Raw genomic sequence first — 15,181 nt, forward strand, 5'->3', positions numbered from 1 at the left:
TCCATACTCAGCGCCCCCACCCGGCAAGCGTCCGGTAATCGTTATAAGCCTCATTGAGCGTTTCCATCGCCATGGCGTCCTCAGGCGCTTCTGAAGCATCGCTACCAGGAATCGCATCCAGTACGACTTCAAACTGGCCAGCCTGTATCTGCGCCACGCGCCAGCGCCAAGTTACAAGGAAGCGTTGCCACAACTGTGCTGTGTTCTCGCCATCAGTAGGCGACACCACGTCGGCATCCGGGAAAGCGCGATCGTCAGGCGCAAAGAGCCGTGCTTGATCAAGGATGTAGTAGCCAACCGATGGCCAGCGGCCGGTCTCCTGCCGCAAAAGTTCGGCATAGATGGCGAGTTGGAGATGGCGGTTTTGCCGCAGCTTTTCTGGGTACTTTTTTAGCCCGGACCATTTCATGTCGACAATAGCCAGCTCACCTCGGTCATTCTCCATCATGAGGTCAACCGATCCTGCCAGCTCGCCCCCGGCGAAATGACCAGAGACCTCCCTTTCCGGTGCAACCTGCACCATGCCAGCCTGGGAAACCTGCTCTCGCAAGCTCTGCATGGCTCGCTGCAAACGGTAGCGAAAGCTCTCCATATCAGCTCCCTTTCCGGGAGCCTTCAAACTGGCACCTTCCTGATCAATCAGCTCATCGAAGGAAGAATCGAACCACGCTTCAAACTCCTTGTCGGGCATCGTCAGCGCATCCTGGTGCAGGAAATACTGTTCAACTAATCCATGCGCCAAATTACCCAGCATGCGGAAATCCTCACCGAGGCTAACGATACGCGACGATTGCAGTCTGGCCGGGTATTGCAGCAACCAGTGATACGGATTGAAAAGCAGCTTTTCGAGACTGGAAAAAGACTCTTTGGGTCGCAAAGAGACAGATACATCGTCAGGCAGCTGCCACCAGCGTTTGGGAGCTGGAAGTGGCAGAGGTGTGACCAGCGACAGCGCTTCTCCACTTGAAGAGAGAAGCGTCTCCAAGGAAAGTATTTGGGGCTTTTCGACGACTGCTTCGATCATTTGCCAGAGAGGGTGCACTTCCTCTTCCGGTGGGGGCAGCACCAGCACCAGCTGCTCCTGAGCAGCCATTACGGGCCGCAACCAGCTGGCCGTAATTTGCTCTAGCCTCTCGGCAGCTAACGGCAACTCCACACCTGCCTCTTTCAGAGCGCGAATCTCACTGGCCGACCACGGATCATTGCCAGGCAGCGCCGGCAGCATCAACGGCGACCAAATCACTCGTGCAAACGACTCAGTAATCGCCCCTGGGTTACTCACCACCGCCCCCGCTCCGATCTCTGCGGGCCATAGCGGGTTGTCAGTACCGTTGGAGGTAGCTTGTGCAACAAGTTTTTGAAGCTGCCTCGGCCGGATAATCGTCTCCCCCTGGAGCTGCAATCCCTTAAGCGAATCCAGACAAGATTTGCACTGGCCGTATCCCGTCTGAAAAGCAAGTCGTCGAGCGATATCAGCTTCGCCGAGACGCAATCGGAAGAACTCCGCTAATCGCGCAACCCTATCCAGCACAACTTCTAACGGTGCGCCTGACTCGGAAGGGAATCGAGGGTGCTCAATCCAGAGAGCGATCTGTTCACGGACTTGACTGGCTCGCTCTTCGCCATAGTGCTCGTCGATTTGAGCCAGAGTACGTTGCCAATAGGCCCCGCCGATGCCTGGAGCGTCAGCAACCTTCTCGGCAAGGCGACGCCGAGCATATCCAGGGACAGGGCACACTGGATGAGTAAGGAATTGCACCAAAGACTGGAAGTGAAGCGGATCCCAGAGCAACTCCATAGCCAATGGCAAAACCTGCAGTGCAGGACGGAAAACACTAGCCTCCTTGAGTCCTTGTCGAGGCCGCCCAGTAGCGGAAAGCTGAGCATCAAGGCGTACGCCGTCGTGAGCGCAAACCATCAACGTCGGTCGATCCACCGCGAGTTGAGCAGCAAGCCAGTGGTTGGCCAGTGCCGGTGCCTCTGCCTGAACGACCAGTACAGTACCGTCGCCTTGCCATGCAAGCCTTGGAAGAACCTGGCCTTGCTCTGCGCAGTAGAGCTGTTTCTGGAGCATGCCCAGGAATCCCTGCCCCTGCCCTGCAAGCTCGCCCGCAACGACAACAGGCAACTCTGCAAGAACCTGCTGCCAGCGATACGGCAAGGTTTCAATCGAATCAACGAGCCGCACTTGCTCAATATCTGGTTTACGTTGCTGGAGTGCATTCAGCACAGCCTTAAGGCGCTGACCAACGCTTGGGGAAACAGCCTCACTGGCCAGCGCTTCAACCTCCCCTAGATCTCGCAAGCGCATTGGCGCCCCAGCGGGCATGGTGCCACTCCACCCATACAGGGCCCACTGATCCCTCCAGTCGAGCAGATAGGCCGCAGTGCCTAGAGGGTCAGTCGCGAAGCTGCGGTGATAGAAACGCTGCTCGGAATCAAGCTGTCGCAAGCAATCCTGGTACTGAACGATGCGCTCGGCCGACGAGGGCTGTAGCGCCAAGAGCCCTAGTTGAGTTTCGAGAATATTCAGAAAACCCAAAGGGCCAACCAACGCCGTACCGAGTGCATTGTCCGGCGCCGAAGGACGCTGGCCGTCGAGGTGCAAGCCAAAGGTTATGTGCTGTCCTTGCATAGGGGCTCCCTGTAATTGACCCTGGTCAGCTCGATTGAAGCTGACCTTTCTGAAACTTAAATGGCCTCAAGCCGGTAGGTGTCGGCGTCATCGATCAACTCAAAGAACAGCTCACCATCCGAAGATTGAGGCGTGTCAGATGCTGATGACCAGAACGAAGAATGCTGCCCCACATAAGCACAAAGCGCGGCTACCAACGGATGAGTATTCCAAAGCTCTGTCAGCTCACGCCGATACAAACCCGGCATAAACAGCGGCGCAAGCTTCTGCTTTTGCTCCAACGAAAGCTCAGCCAACTCCTGCCCATGCTGACTGATCCACTTGCTAATCAAACGAATGTCGCTGTGGTAGCGCGCATCTGTCACTTGAAGCTGAGCAATACGGATTTTCTGTGGTTCTACAACGACCCGGCAGGCAACGTATTCATCACCATCCACCAGCGGAGCACTGGCATTCTGCAAGGCGAGCTCAGGGGTTGGGCTGGCGTAAATGGCATGCCGGCGGGACGGCATATTCTTCGGCCGAAGAGACTCCCACAGGTTATCGACCACGTAGGGAACATTGCCGGGAACACGAATAGTCGACTGACCTCGAAAGCCCTTTTCTGCCTCAGCCAAGCGACTTGATGGAATTGCTCGAAACAGTTCCATGCTTCTTTACCCCAATAACCGAACCAAAGATTCAAAATACAGCGTAGATTTCAAGCGCATCATTTAGACGTCCAGTTCTGATCAGATCGAAAAATCCGCGCTCCACGTCAGCAACCCGATACTTCCCGGCATAGTAGGTACTGCTGATATGTCGGCACTCATCGCGCCAATGGTCGTAAACCTTTTCGTTGTGAACAGATATGGGGATGATTGTCGGATTAACCTTCAGCTGATCTAACGCCCGACCGATCGAGCGCCCAGGCACACCTAGCTTACTTATCTGCAAATCGAGCACGCAGAAATTCTGCGGATCAAGAAACATCAGCACTTTGGACACAAAGGAAATACCTGAGTAGCCGGGATAGCCAAGCTTTTTGATTCCGAGTAGAGACACAGTTCCCGCACGCTGAAGTGAGCAAAAGTCACCATAGGGATGAAGTGGTTTAATTTTTTTAAGAAAACTACTGAAACGATGCTGCCGATACCCTGCTCCAGTGTTCCCCCAATAGATGATGTTAGCCAGCCCCTGCTCCACATCCGCAGGAGCCCCCGACGTTAACGCCGTATAGATGATCGATTCAAGATGCTGAATGCTACTCGCCACTTGAGGGTTGGCCGTTGGCGTCCGGTTAAAATCGTAGTATTCAAGAGGGAATCCATAGCTGAGGATTGCCTGCTCTAGAACATGAATCTGGGTAGAACTTAAAGCCATCGGGTGCCGTCCCCTCTAGTCAAGAATTTACTATTTTCAACCATTGCTAGCCATCTCACTCGAGCGCCATTACCAATCGAGCCGCCGTTAATGTCTACATGCTGGAAGGCTGCCACCCACAATACACAACTCTTTAGCCCAAGAACTTCCCTGGGTAATCGCCAGATCCCTCCAGAAACGAAACAGCAGCCCATCAGGATCCGGCGGGGACTCAAAGGTAGAGAAGTAAAAATCGGTAAGCCGCTCAGTCGCCAACACCTGCCCTTTCATCGCAGCCCACTGCAACCAGTAGAGGCCAAGCGCGGGATCATACTCAGTTGACTCCTCATCCAGAGCCAGCCTGCCAAGTAAGAAACTCGCCATCACGTCATGCTCCACTACACCTCGCTTGTACCAACTGATTGCTTTGCCATGATCAGCGATGACGCTCTCGTCCCCGCGCTCATACAAGTTCCCTAATGCTTGCGCAGCACAGGGAATCCCAGCACCAAAAGCCTGCTCGTAATAGTCGATGGCCAAGGCCAGATTGGTGGCCAGCCCCTTCCCATAGAACGCCTGCTCGGCAAGGTTGAATAGTGCCTCGGCAGAGCCCATCACTGCTGCAAGCTTGAATAACCGTCGAGCCAGCGCAGGGATTGGTTTCAGCCGCGACCCATTTAGCCACAACCAGCCCAGATCATTGAGAGCCTCGGCATCGCCCTGCAAAGCCTGCCCGCGCAGCTCCGCATATCGGTGGCGAACTCTGATCGGATCAACCAAGCCAAGCAGTGGATTGGCTGCTTTGATTTGGTGATACGTCACGCCGGCCACCCCACTCAACTCCATTACTCGTAGCGATGGCATACCGATGCCGGCATACAAGCGAGTTAACTCATCAAGCTCGGCAAGCTCAACGTGCTCGGCACGAGGAAGAAGGTTGTCCATGAGATTGAACACATCTGCAGATTTGCTCATGCTACCGCCTCATCGGTGATCATGCCTGTGCATTCTCAACAGTTTTGCGACAGCTCATGTCGCATACAGACAAGGACGACAATTTGGACCAGCTACTCCGTCACGATCTGATTCTTCGCCTTCTCCCTGGAAAGGAAGACGCCATCAGCATCAACACCATTCGACAGCGGGTGGCAAGCCAAGGGATTGATGTCAGCATAAAAACCATTCAACGAGACATAGTTGATCTCGCACTGCAATACCCTCAGATACGCAGCAAGCCCATGGGAAAAGCCAATTTGTGGTGGGCCGAAAAGTCGTTGTCACGCCTGTACATGCTGCCAACCGATGCAATGAATCTCGTCATGATCATGAATCACGCAGCCCGATTTGGCATGGCCGCTCAGGTGCAGAAACTAGCGCCGATACGGGACTATGCAGTCTCCTTACTCAAGGGAAACCGCCCTGCTCAGGACTGCACTGGCAAGGTGATCAGCAACACTCGCTTCGTCGTGCTGGAGCCAAGCCCAGTAAATCCTGACGTGCTAGAAGTCATCCAACAGGCTCTACTGGAGGATGAGTCTGTCGAAGCTCTTTACCTAAAGCGCGGAGCCCACGAGCCACGCCTGCTTCACCTCAAACCCTTGGGGCTTTCCTACCAGGACTCCAACATCTACCTGTCATGCATTTTCAAGGGTTTGCCAAAAGGCCAAGTCGCCGCCCTCCCCCTGCATCGTTTTCAATCCGCCAAAGCCACCTGGGAGAATCTGGAAGCACCTAACGACTTCGATATCAACTCGAACGAAGCCAGACGAAGCCTTATCAGTCAGAGATCAGAGCATCCTGTTCGATTCAAACTGCGTGTTTCGCAAGCCCTCTATGAACGCCTGGACGAAAACGCACTCACCACCGATCAACAGCTACAACCGACAGCCGATGGCTGGTGGTTGATGACAGGCAGCCTGCATCTCAGTCAAGGACTGGACCTATGGCTGTTAAGCCAAGGCGAACACCTGGAGGTTCTCGAACCCATGGAGCTGAGAGAGCAAATCGCTACTTCGGCGAAACGGATGGCGGCGCTGTACGAAAAAAGCTAATGCGACACAGGCTGTCGCATACCCGAAGCACCCTGTCTCATGCCATCTAACCACGGAGACTCAGCGATGAAGACCTACTCTGCCTTCCTGCAACGCGTGACGCCCAATGCGGGACCGCGCGCCAACTTTACGATCACGGTACAGGCCGTCAGCTCCGAGATGGCACGAGTGACAGCCGAGGCCCAGTACCCCGGCTACAAATGCGTGAACGCCCCCGTGCAGGTGCGCTGAAGGTGCCCAAGCCACACGCAAGCAAATCGGGGCTTCGAGAGTATCTGTACTACCTGATCAACCAAGGAGAGACTCTCGAAAGCCCACACAGCGCCACGAGTCAGACAGCTGCACAAGAGAGCCCATGCCTGGTGGTGAACCAAGTTGGGCTGATTGCCGCTACGCAAGCGGAAGCTGACCGACTCAACGAGCGTATTGCAGGGGCCATGCATAAACATCTATCCAGCCCGGCAAGGCACCGCTTTACGGCTTATGGTTTGGATCAGGCATGGCGCCCGCAACACCTTTTTGATGAGATCCATTGGTTTCATGGCCTTTCTACCTGCACACCACCGCAAGAGCTTCTGCAGAGCCTGGGAAGCAGCGTGCACATCCATCGTTATGAACACAGCGAGACAAAACTACAGCCTGGATTTCGCATTTATCACTGGAGGTCAGAAAAGGACCTTACAGATTTTTGGGCAAGCTTATATCTCTCCCGGGAGATAGGCTGGCCATCAGGTCTGGACTGGGAAAGCTATTGCAGGTGGCAGCCACCTATTGAGTGCATTGCCACAGTGATCTCTGGCTGGGGCTCGACACCTAGGACTGCTCTGGATGCTCTACTAGCGTCCGTGGACGCAACCAATCCAATTCACTCGGAAGGTGAAATCCTGATCATTGAGGGCGGCATGGATACATGTCTTGGTGATTACGTCGATATTGTCAGAGCGCTGGAACGAAGCATCGAACTCGAATGCATAACCACTATCTGGGTGAGCCCGAACTATTCAGGCTTTGGCCTGAAGCTTCTGACGTTTCGAGCCCCATAACAAAGCAACGGCACCATCCTCGCCAATATTCGGGACAGGTTCTTCAGCCTGACTGGGAGGCAACGAATGAAAGAACTTTCAAGATGCTTTCGCCGAACACTGAAGACATGTCGACCGACAGATCAACACATCGCCTGGCACCAACGACGCCGACCTCGAATGCTCAGCAGCGCGGAGGAAGCCCTATTGACCGAGCTTCTACACCGACTTGAATCCGCCGAACTGTTACACACCTCAGAGAACGAATTATGGCTCGTCTTCTACCTCCCCAGCCCTGGACATCCGGCTGGACTGCGGACAATCAGTCTCCGTTGAAGCCTTCATCTACGACCTGACCTATGGAGGACTCATTGAAGGAGCGCCCAATGAGAGCCTCAATATCATGATCATGGAGCGCGCGCTGATTCGCCACGAGGCGTTATGGGGAGAACGCCAGACTTACATGATTCCACCTGCAGTGGATGTCAGTGATCCGGCACACCCTACCCTACCCCGACTCAACCTGCATGTATGGCTGACCAGCGCTGAGCCTATAACGCCAATGTTCGATGGCTCTCAAATGGTGGTCACCTGGTTTGTGGACGAGTGCCATACGCAACCTCTGGCGGAGGTGATTTCAAGCGCTATTCGACATCTGCCATGGAAGCATCTGGCACGCGACTTCGACCATTAGCGCACCACTCCAGTCAGTCAAAATCATTACTGCCTTCCTCAAAGCCTTGGTATGGTCTGGTTTTCAGTAAAGGGAGTTATTGCATGCACTACCAAGCTTTGAAGGAACGTCACCGCCAAGAGCGCGACCAACAGCATCCCAATCTCAGCCTACGACTGCATCGAGCACTGAGCTGGCTAAACCGAGCAGAACAAGCAGAAGACAGTGATGGCCGATTCATTTTTCTGTGGATCGCATTCAACGCTGCCTACGCCACCGATATCGACGAGCAATTGCGATTATCCGAGCAGGAAACCTTCAAAGCCTTTCTCGAAAAGCTTTGCTCACTTGATAGCACCAACAGCATCGAGAAGCTCGTCTGGTCGGAGTTCCCTAGCAGCATTCGGGTGCTGCTGGACAACCAGTATGTCTTCCAAAGTTTCTGGGATCATCAAAGCGGAAAAATCAGCGCAGAACAGTGGAAAGAACGTTTTGCCAGTGGAAAAAAAGCAGCAGCTTTAGCGCTGGCCAACCGCAACACACCAGCAGTACTCGGTGTGATGTTCAATCGGATCTACACCCTGCGGAACCAGCTCATTCATGGCGGAGCGACCTGGAATGGCCGAGTGAACAGGGATCAACTCCGAGACTGCTGCAGCCTGCTAGGCAAACTGGTGCCATTGATCATCCAGATCATGCTGGACAACCCAGACACACTATGGGGCGATGCCAACTACCCAGTGGTTGGCTGACGTTGGACGCCGGCTCATCTTGAATAGATGAATAACCATCAATCTATTTTTGAGGGAGCAACAGCAGCTACCTCGACAAGCGAAGGATTGCCGCCATGCAGAAGAAACTTAGAGACGAAAAGGGTGGTAGTAACCCTCCAGAGACCCCACCGCTACCCAATGGCGACCTATTCGCCGGCATCACTCCTTCGCGTAAGGGAGCAATCAGTGCTGCGCTTAGCGACGAGATAAATTCGCACCGGGCCAGGCTGGCACCGTTTTTCAATGGGCACGCCAAGCCTAACCCTTCGGTAAGTTTCGCCAACGACGGCACCGGCTTCGGCAAGTCCTACAACGTGTTCGACCAGTTCATCGAGCACGCAGCAGTGCGTGGCGAACGTGGTGGCCACCGCAACCTGTTCTTTATCACCCCGCACAAGGCACAGATAGACGTCTCTAAGGCAACCCAGGAGAAGGCGGCTGCTCAGGGCGTCAGTATCCTCAGCTTCCTGGCGGAACAGGACTTATCCGACCTAAATTTTGTCGGCTGGGTATCGGGTATTTGCAATGAAGATCTCTACGTCGGCTGGACTAGGACTCTCAAAACTGACTACTACCGCGAGACTATTGGCGAACTGAGTAGCGCGATTAGTGGACTCAAGATCACTGAGGCGGAGCAGACTCGATTCCTGAAGTCAGGGGTCACCGACTACCTGCGAGAAGCTGACCTTGAGCGTCGGATTGATGCCGCTAAAAGCCGGCTGCTCTATGCGTTGCAAGACTTGGCCAAGGCTGTAATCCGGGAAAAGATTGGCTCTGAGTTCCAGACCATTCACGAGCGTTTTCAGCGCGCCAAGGACGACCGTGATCGGGCTAAGATCCAAATCATCGATCACGTTCTACCGTTCGAGCGGGCCAAGGTGGGACCTACCATCTTCGTTGCCACCACCGCCCGATTCCTGAAACGCGCGTTCATCGGATATTTAGACAACAAGAAAGAACCCAATATCAAGAAGTTGGGCTTTGACTGTTGGCGCTGATGGAAAATTGACCCACCCTGCCGATTGAAATTTGACCCAGGGCGGATTGCTGATTTTGTTACCAGCAACTGTGGATAAGTCTACCAGCGCAGCTGCTGTTGCCCCCACTCCCTCGCTGTCCCAGTTCAGCTGTTGAAGACCTGCCACATGCAGCCATGCAGCAGGCCGTCGTCACCATGAAATCAGAACGGCTCATCGTCCTCCGGTTCCTGGCCGCCCTTACGCTTTCGCTCGCGTGATTTGATCTTGGCCTGGGCCGCCAAGCTACTGTGTTGCAGGCGATAGGACTCGTTACCGGTTTCGACGATGTGGCAGTGGTGGGTCAGCCGATCCAGCAGGGCGGTGGTCATCTTGGCGTCGCCGAACACGCTCGACCATTCGGCGAAGCTCAGGTTGGTGGTGATCACCACGCTGGTGTGTTCGTACAGCTTGGACAGCAGGTGAAACAGCAACGCACCGCCAGCCTGGCTGAACGGCAGATAACCCAGTTCGTCGAGGATGACCAGATCCATGCGCAGCAGTGCCTGGGCGATCCGCCCGGCTTTGCCGTCGTGTTTTTCGCGCTCCAGCAGATTGACCAGATCGACCGTGGAGTAGAAGCGCACGCGCTTGCCATGCCGGGTGATGCCGGACACGGCCAGCGCGGTGGCTAGGTGGGTTTTACCGGTGCCTGGCCCACCGATCAGCACCACGTTCTGCGCGGTGTCGGTAAAGGCCAGGCTGGCCAGCTCGCTGATCAGGCGTGCGTCGGCGCTAGAGGCGTTGAAATCGAAGCTGGCCAGATCGCGGTGCATCGGCAGCTTGGCCATGTTCATCTGGTGGCTCACCGAGCGCATGGCGCGATCTGTGTGCTCTTGTTCCAGCAGGTGTTCGAGCAGCCACTTGGACGAGGCTGTGTTCGACTCACCCTGTGCAGTTAACTCCGCCCAGGCCGTGGCCATGCCGTGCAGGCGCAGCTCCTTGAGTTCCGCCATCAAATCACGCATGACCGACCTCCTCGGCCTGGCCACGCAGGCGGTCGTAGCGCGCCGTGTTAGCGACGGGGGCTTCCTTGAGCGACAAGTGGGTTTCGACGCTGGGTGGTGGTTCGGTCGCGGCCAGGCGCGCCACGACATTGAGGATGTGTTCGGCGCTCAGGCTGCCGCTTTCCAGTACCAGCTCAACAGCCACCAACACCGCATCGAGCCCGGCGACCGGTACGGCAGCCAGAACTTGCGCCATGATCCGGTCACCGCCGGCATGACGCCCCAGACCGTGCTTAAGTTGACGCAGCGGCGCCGGCAGATCAGCAAAGGGCGCGCCGTTGCGCAGCGCACCGGGCTTGCGTTCGATCAGCGGGAGGTAGTGCTGCCAGTCATAGCTGACCTGGTCGCGATCCAGCAAGCGGACATGGCTGGCGATCAGCGCGTCGTCAGCCACCACCTCGATTCGCGTCGGATACAAACGGCTGCTGACCCACTTACCCGCGTACTCACACGGCACCGAGTAGCGGTTGCGCCCGACGCTGACCAGGCAGGTGCTGGAGACCCGCGCAGGCCGCTCGACGTAACCGTCGAATGGCGCTGGCACAGGCATCAGTTCAGCGCGCTCCAACTCAAGCACTTCGGCCACACTCAGCCCGCTGTATTGAGGGTGCGTCAGCTCGTTCCAAAGCGCGCGGCAGCGCTGGCCCAGCCAGGCATTGAGTTCCTCGAAGGAGTGAAACTGACAGTCCTGGGCGTCTAGCCAGATACGCCTGCGGCTGTCTTGCACGTTCTTTTCAACGATGCCCTTTTCCCAACCAGCGGCGACGTTGCAGAAGTCCGGATCGAACAGGTAATGCGCGCACATCACCGCAAAGCGTGCATTCACCGCCCGGCCTTTGCCCTTATTGACCTTGTCGACGGCGGTCTTCATGTTGTCGTAGATGCCCCGGCGCGGCACGCCGCCCAAGGCGCCGAACGAGCGTGTATGGGCGTCAAATAACATCTCATGGCCCTGGCTCGGATACGCCACAAGCCAGAACGCACGGCTGGCACACAGCTTCAGATGTGCCACCTGCATACGCCGGTAAATGCCGCCGACCAGCAAGCCTTCCTCGCTCCAGTCAAACTGAAACGCCTCGCCAAGAGCAAAGGTCAGCGGCACAAAGGCCTGCGACGCCTTGCCCTGTCCCCCTCGCCAGGCACGGATAAACGCGGTGAGCTGGCTGTAGCCACCGTCATAACCATCGGCTTTGATTTGCGCCAACAGCGCCTTGGCACTGCGCCGCTGTTGCTTGGGGCGCAGCGAATCGGCTTTTAGCGCCTGCTCTAGCGTGGCGTGAAAAGGGCTGAGTTTGTTAAAGATCGCGCGGCGTTGGTACACCGGCTGCTTGGCCTCAGGTGCTCTGACCCACTTGCGAATCGTGTTGCGCGCCAGCCCGGTGCGCTTGGCTATCTCATGCAGCGACAGCTTGTCGCGGAAATACATCCGCCGAATTTTGCCCATCATTTCCATACTGATCACCCTGTGTTCTCCTGCTCAAAAATTGAGCAGAAGCAGTTGAACACCTGGGTCAGTTTTCAGTCGGCAGAACAGCCTCTACTGGGTCAGTTTTCGGTCAGCGGCAACACCCTGACGATTCGGCGGCTCACCGCCCCCGCCGCCGACAATGACGCAGCCGCCGAGCCCACCGTTTGAACCACCGTGCGGACGCGGGTTCGATTCCGTGTATGGGGGAATTTAACTGGCGCTGGAAAGCAGATGGGTTTGATGTCCGTTTCCGGTGACAACCAAGGTTGGAAAACCTGTGTGCAGGCCTACAATCCAGCAGGCTTTTCGATGGAGTTCGCAGCAGCCCGCAGCGCTTCGATTGCGTACTTTCAAATAGCAGTTTGGTGCGAGGTGCCATCCCACCACCATTTTAGCTCTATAAATCAGGCGCTTAGCGTATAGCTACAGTGCCTTTTTTGTGTCTTTTGAGGCTGTTCTGGCTGGGTTATACCAGCTTTATGACAGCCTCCCTGCCCGCGGAGCCCATCCGCGGCTGTCGCCTCTACCTCAACAACCGACAAAACGTTTTCCGTCGCTTTTCCGGTTTGAAAACGCGCCACGGCGGTCTGTCAGAGGTATTAAATCTGTGTCGGCTTACACACAGAGACCCACACATACCGACACATGCCCCCCAAGAAATACCGGCTCCATCATGCCGGCCGAGGATCATCCGATTCTGGTCAGCCGCCCGCTGGTAGACCCGGTAATCAGCCGCACCCTTGGCCTGGTGCGCCGCCGCGGCTCTTCACTGTCACCAGCGGCCGAACAGTTCGTCGAAACCCTGCTGCGGCAATGGCCGAGCTATACCTCCATCGGCACCAGCAGCCTCGCCGAACCCGAAAGCTGAGCTATCGCCGGGCCGGCGTCGCACTCGCCGCCGGTCCGGCGCGCCTTCGTCGCCAGCCGCCAAGCAAGACAGGCCGCCGAAAACCCGGATAATGGCGGCCATTTTGTTTCGCTCGCTGGTATTGCCCCATGGAAATCAAGGTCAACTTTCTCGACAACCTTCGCCTCGAAGCCAAGTTCGATGACTTCACGGTGATCGCCGATCAGCCGATCCGCTACAAGGGTGATGGCTCGGCGCCGGGGCCGTTCGACTATTTCCTGGCCTCCTCGGCGTTGTGCGCGGCGTACTTCGTCAAGCTGTACTGCCAGACACGCGACATTCCCACCGAGAACATCCGCCTGTCGCAGAACAACATCGTCGACCCGGAGAACCGCTACGCGCAGATCTTCAAGATCCAGGTCGAGCTGCCGGCGGACATTTCCCAGAAGGATCGCCTGGGCATCCTGCGCTCCATCGACCGCTGCACGGTGAAGAAGGTGGTGCAGCAGGGTCCCGAGTTCATCATCGAAGAGGTGGAAAACCTCGACGCCGATGCCCAGGCGCTGCTGATGCCGGTGAGTGACACCACCACCTACATTCCAGGCAAGGATCTGCCGCTGGAGCAGACCATTGCCAACATGTCGGGCATCCTCGCGGATCTCGGGATGAAGATCGAGATCGCCTCCTGGCGCAATATCGTGCCCAACGTCTGGTCGCTGCATATTCGCGACGCGCAGTCGAACCTGTGCTTCACCAACGGTAAGGGATCGACCAAGGAGAGCGCCCTGGCCTCGGCTCTGGGCGAGTTCATCGAGCGGCTGAACTGCAACTTCTTCTACAACGACCAGTTCTGGGGCGAGGACATCGCGGGCGCCGAGTTCGTCCATTACCCCAACGAGCGCTGGTTCAAGCCGGGGCCGAAAGATGCGTTGCCCGAGGAAATTCTCGACGAACACTGCCTGGCCATCTACAACCCGGATGGCGAGCTGCGCGGCTCGCACCTGTATGACACCAACTCGGGCAACACCCTGCGCGGCATCTGTTCGCTGCCATTCGTGCGCAGGAGCGACGGCGAGACGGTGTACTTCCCGTCCAACCTGATCGAGAACCTGTACCTGTCCAACGGCATGAGCGCCGGCAACACCCTGGCCGAAGCCCAGGTGCAGTGCCTGTCGGAGATATTCGAGCGGGCGGTGAAACGCGAGATCCTCGAAGGCGAGCTGTGCCTGCCGGACGTGCCGCAGGAGGTGCTGGCCAAGTACCCGGGCATCGTCGCCGGTATCCAGGGCCTGGAGGAGCAAGGCTTCCCGGTGCTGGTCAAGGATGCCTCGCTCGGCGGTGAATTCCCGGTGATGTGCGTGACCCTGATGAACCCGCGCACCGGCGGCGTGTTCGCCTCCTTCGGCGCCCATCCGAGCCTGGAAGTGGCGCTGGAGCGCAGCCTTACCGAGCTGCTCCAGGGCCGCAGCTTCGAAGGCCTCAACGACCTGCCGCAGCCAACCTTCGACAGCCTGGCGCTGACCGAGCCGAACAACTTCGTCGAGCACTTCATCGATTCCAGCGGCGTGGTCTCCTGGCGCTTCTTCGGCGCCACGCCGGACTTCGAATTCGTCGAATGGGATTTCTCCGGCGAAGGCAGCGACTCGAATGAGCAGGAAGCCGCAACGCTGTTCGGCATCCTCGAGGACATGGGCAAGGAGGTCTACGTGGCCACCTATGACGACCTCGGTGCCAACGCCTGCCGCATCCTGGTGCCGGGCTACTCGGAGATCTACCCGGCCGAAGACCTGATCTGGGACAACACCAACAAGGCGCTGCTGTTTCGCAAGGACATCCTCAACCTGCACGCCCTGAGCGATCGCGATCTCAAGTCGCTGCTGCGCAACCTCAACAACGCCGAAGTCGACGACTACACCGACATCACCACGTTGATCGGCGTCGAGTTCGACGACAACACGGTGTGGGGCCAACTGACCATTCTCGAGCTGAAGCTGCTGATCAACCTGGCGCTGAAGAAATACGACGACGCCAAGGAGTTGGTCGAGGCCTTCCTGCAGTACAACGACAACACCGTCGAGCGCGGCCTGTTCTACCAGGCAGTCAACGCCGTACTGGAGATCCAGCTGGACGACGAGCTGGAGCTGGCCAACTACGAGCACAACCTGCGGCGCATGTTCGGCAGCGAGCGTATGGACGCGGTGATCGGCTCGGTGGACGGCAGCGTGCGCTTCCATGGCCTGACACCGACCAGCATGCAGCTGGAGGGCCTGGACAAGCACCTGCGCCTGATCGACAGCTACAAGAAACTGCATACCGCCCGCGCCAAAGCGGCAGGTCTGGCCAGTTGA

The 15,181-nt window shown here is 56.9% G+C and carries 14 protein-coding genes and 1 pseudogene; 9 read left to right on the forward strand and 6 right to left on the reverse strand.

Annotated features, from left to right (window positions below; translation table 11 throughout):
* Nucleotides 1-7 precede the first annotated feature (7 nt).
* The 4 genes from AAEQ75_RS02475 to AAEQ75_RS02490 all read right to left on the reverse strand — a co-directional run bounded on the left by AAEQ75_RS02475 (nt 8) and on the right by AAEQ75_RS02490 (nt 4,951).
* Nucleotides 8-2,635 carry a PD-(D/E)XK nuclease family protein gene (locus AAEQ75_RS02475; protein ID WP_254299644.1) on the reverse strand — a complete coding sequence of 876 codons (2,628 nt, stop codon included), beginning with the start codon at nt 2,633-2,635 and terminating at the stop codon, nt 8-10.
* Between the two features lie 56 nt (nt 2,636-2,691).
* Nucleotides 2,692-3,285 carry a hypothetical protein gene (locus AAEQ75_RS02480; protein ID WP_343350788.1) on the reverse strand — a complete coding sequence of 198 codons (594 nt, stop codon included), beginning with the start codon at nt 3,283-3,285 and terminating at the stop codon, nt 2,692-2,694.
* A 31-nt stretch (nt 3,286-3,316) separates the two neighbouring features.
* Nucleotides 3,317-3,997, reverse strand: coding sequence for a hypothetical protein (locus tag AAEQ75_RS02485; protein ID WP_343350789.1), 681 nt, complete (start codon nt 3,995-3,997; stop codon nt 3,317-3,319).
* 87 nt (nt 3,998-4,084) lie between these two features.
* Nucleotides 4,085-4,951 carry a tetratricopeptide repeat protein gene (locus AAEQ75_RS02490; protein WP_343350790.1) on the reverse strand — a complete coding sequence of 289 codons (867 nt, stop codon included), beginning with the start codon at nt 4,949-4,951 and terminating at the stop codon, nt 4,085-4,087.
* A gap of 83 nt (nt 4,952-5,034) precedes the next feature.
* On the opposite strand from AAEQ75_RS02490, the gene AAEQ75_RS02495 reads away from it, so the two are divergent.
* From AAEQ75_RS02495 to AAEQ75_RS02520, 6 genes are all read left to right on the forward strand, one after another.
* A complete protein-coding gene (locus AAEQ75_RS02495) occupies nt 5,035-6,027 on the forward strand; it encodes a helix-turn-helix transcriptional regulator (RefSeq protein WP_343350791.1) in 993 nt (330 codons plus the stop codon).
* Nucleotides 6,028-6,093: 66 nt separating this feature from the next.
* Nucleotides 6,094-6,258, forward strand: a complete 165-nt coding sequence (locus AAEQ75_RS02500) for a hypothetical protein (protein ID WP_343350792.1) — start codon at nt 6,094-6,096, stop codon at nt 6,256-6,258.
* 2 nt (nt 6,259-6,260) lie between these two features.
* Nucleotides 6,261-7,070, forward strand: coding sequence for a hypothetical protein (locus AAEQ75_RS02505; protein WP_343350793.1), 810 nt, complete (start codon nt 6,261-6,263; stop codon nt 7,068-7,070).
* 208 nt (nt 7,071-7,278) lie between these two features.
* Nucleotides 7,279-7,743: a hypothetical protein gene (locus tag AAEQ75_RS02510; RefSeq protein WP_343350794.1), complete on the forward strand. Its 465-nt coding sequence runs from the start codon at nt 7,279-7,281 to the stop codon at nt 7,741-7,743.
* A gap of 83 nt (nt 7,744-7,826) precedes the next feature.
* Nucleotides 7,827-8,474 (forward strand): hypothetical protein, encoded by a 648-nt coding sequence (locus AAEQ75_RS02515; RefSeq protein ID WP_343350795.1) that lies wholly within the window; start codon nt 7,827-7,829, stop codon nt 8,472-8,474.
* A 95-nt stretch (nt 8,475-8,569) separates the two neighbouring features.
* Entirely contained in the window at nt 8,570-9,493 is a 924-nt protein-coding gene (locus AAEQ75_RS02520) for a hypothetical protein (RefSeq protein ID WP_343350796.1), read from the forward strand.
* Between the two features lie 182 nt (nt 9,494-9,675).
* On the opposite strand, the gene istB is transcribed toward AAEQ75_RS02520, so the two are convergent.
* Both istB and istA read right to left on the reverse strand, forming a co-directional pair.
* A complete protein-coding gene (istB, locus tag AAEQ75_RS02525; protein WP_011911830.1) occupies nt 9,676-10,479 on the reverse strand; it encodes an IS21-like element ISPst3 family helper ATPase IstB in 804 nt (267 codons plus the stop codon).
* Nucleotides 10,472-11,971, reverse strand: a complete 1,500-nt coding sequence (gene istA, locus AAEQ75_RS02530; protein WP_153605164.1) for an IS21-like element ISPst3 family transposase — start codon at nt 11,969-11,971, stop codon at nt 10,472-10,474. The genes istB and istA overlap by 8 nt, the downstream gene beginning before the upstream one ends.
* Before the next feature lie 45 nt (nt 11,972-12,016).
* Here istA and AAEQ75_RS02535 point away from each other — a divergent pair, with 45 nt between their 5' ends.
* The 3 genes and pseudogenes from AAEQ75_RS02535 to AAEQ75_RS02545 all read left to right on the forward strand — a co-directional run bounded on the left by AAEQ75_RS02535 (nt 12,017) and on the right by AAEQ75_RS02545 (nt 15,181).
* Complete coding sequence (locus tag AAEQ75_RS02535; protein ID WP_343350797.1) at nt 12,017-12,154, forward strand: hypothetical protein; 138 nt, start codon at nt 12,017-12,019, stop codon at nt 12,152-12,154.
* A 505-nt stretch (nt 12,155-12,659) separates the two neighbouring features.
* A pseudogene (locus AAEQ75_RS02540) lies at nt 12,660-12,854 on the forward strand (LysR substrate-binding domain-containing protein); the annotation flags it as partial.
* 128 nt (nt 12,855-12,982) lie between these two features.
* Nucleotides 12,983-15,181, forward strand: a complete 2,199-nt coding sequence (locus tag AAEQ75_RS02545) for an OsmC domain/YcaO domain-containing protein (RefSeq protein WP_343350798.1) — start codon at nt 12,983-12,985, stop codon at nt 15,179-15,181.

This window comes from Pseudomonas sediminis (genome assembly GCF_039555755.1).
GTDB lineage: Bacteria > Pseudomonadota > Gammaproteobacteria > Pseudomonadales > Pseudomonadaceae > Aquipseudomonas > Aquipseudomonas mendocina_D.

Excerpts from the sequence above, each read along its gene's own strand:
- AAEQ75_RS02480 (WP_343350788.1), bottom strand. The coding sequence starts at position 3,285 with ATGGAACTGTTTCGAGCAATTCCATCAAGTCGCTTGGCTGAGGCAGAA.
- istA (WP_153605164.1), bottom strand. The coding sequence starts at position 11,971 with ATGGAAATGATGGGCAAAATTCGGCGGATGTATTTCCGCGACAAGCTG.
- AAEQ75_RS02515 (WP_343350795.1), top strand. The coding sequence starts at position 7,827 with ATGCACTACCAAGCTTTGAAGGAACGTCACCGCCAAGAGCGCGACCAA.
- istB (WP_011911830.1), bottom strand. The coding sequence starts at position 10,479 with ATGCGTGATTTGATGGCGGAACTCAAGGAGCTGCGCCTGCACGGCATG.
- AAEQ75_RS02545 (WP_343350798.1), top strand. The coding sequence starts at position 12,983 with ATGGAAATCAAGGTCAACTTTCTCGACAACCTTCGCCTCGAAGCCAAG.
- AAEQ75_RS02475 (WP_254299644.1), bottom strand. The coding sequence starts at position 2,635 with ATGCAAGGACAGCACATAACCTTTGGCTTGCACCTCGACGGCCAGCGT.
- AAEQ75_RS02490 (WP_343350790.1), bottom strand. The coding sequence starts at position 4,951 with ATGAGCAAATCTGCAGATGTGTTCAATCTCATGGACAACCTTCTTCCT.
- AAEQ75_RS02485 (WP_343350789.1), bottom strand. The coding sequence starts at position 3,997 with ATGGCTTTAAGTTCTACCCAGATTCATGTTCTAGAGCAGGCAATCCTC.
- AAEQ75_RS02520 (WP_343350796.1), top strand. The coding sequence starts at position 8,570 with ATGCAGAAGAAACTTAGAGACGAAAAGGGTGGTAGTAACCCTCCAGAG.
- AAEQ75_RS02500 (WP_343350792.1), top strand. The coding sequence starts at position 6,094 with ATGAAGACCTACTCTGCCTTCCTGCAACGCGTGACGCCCAATGCGGGA.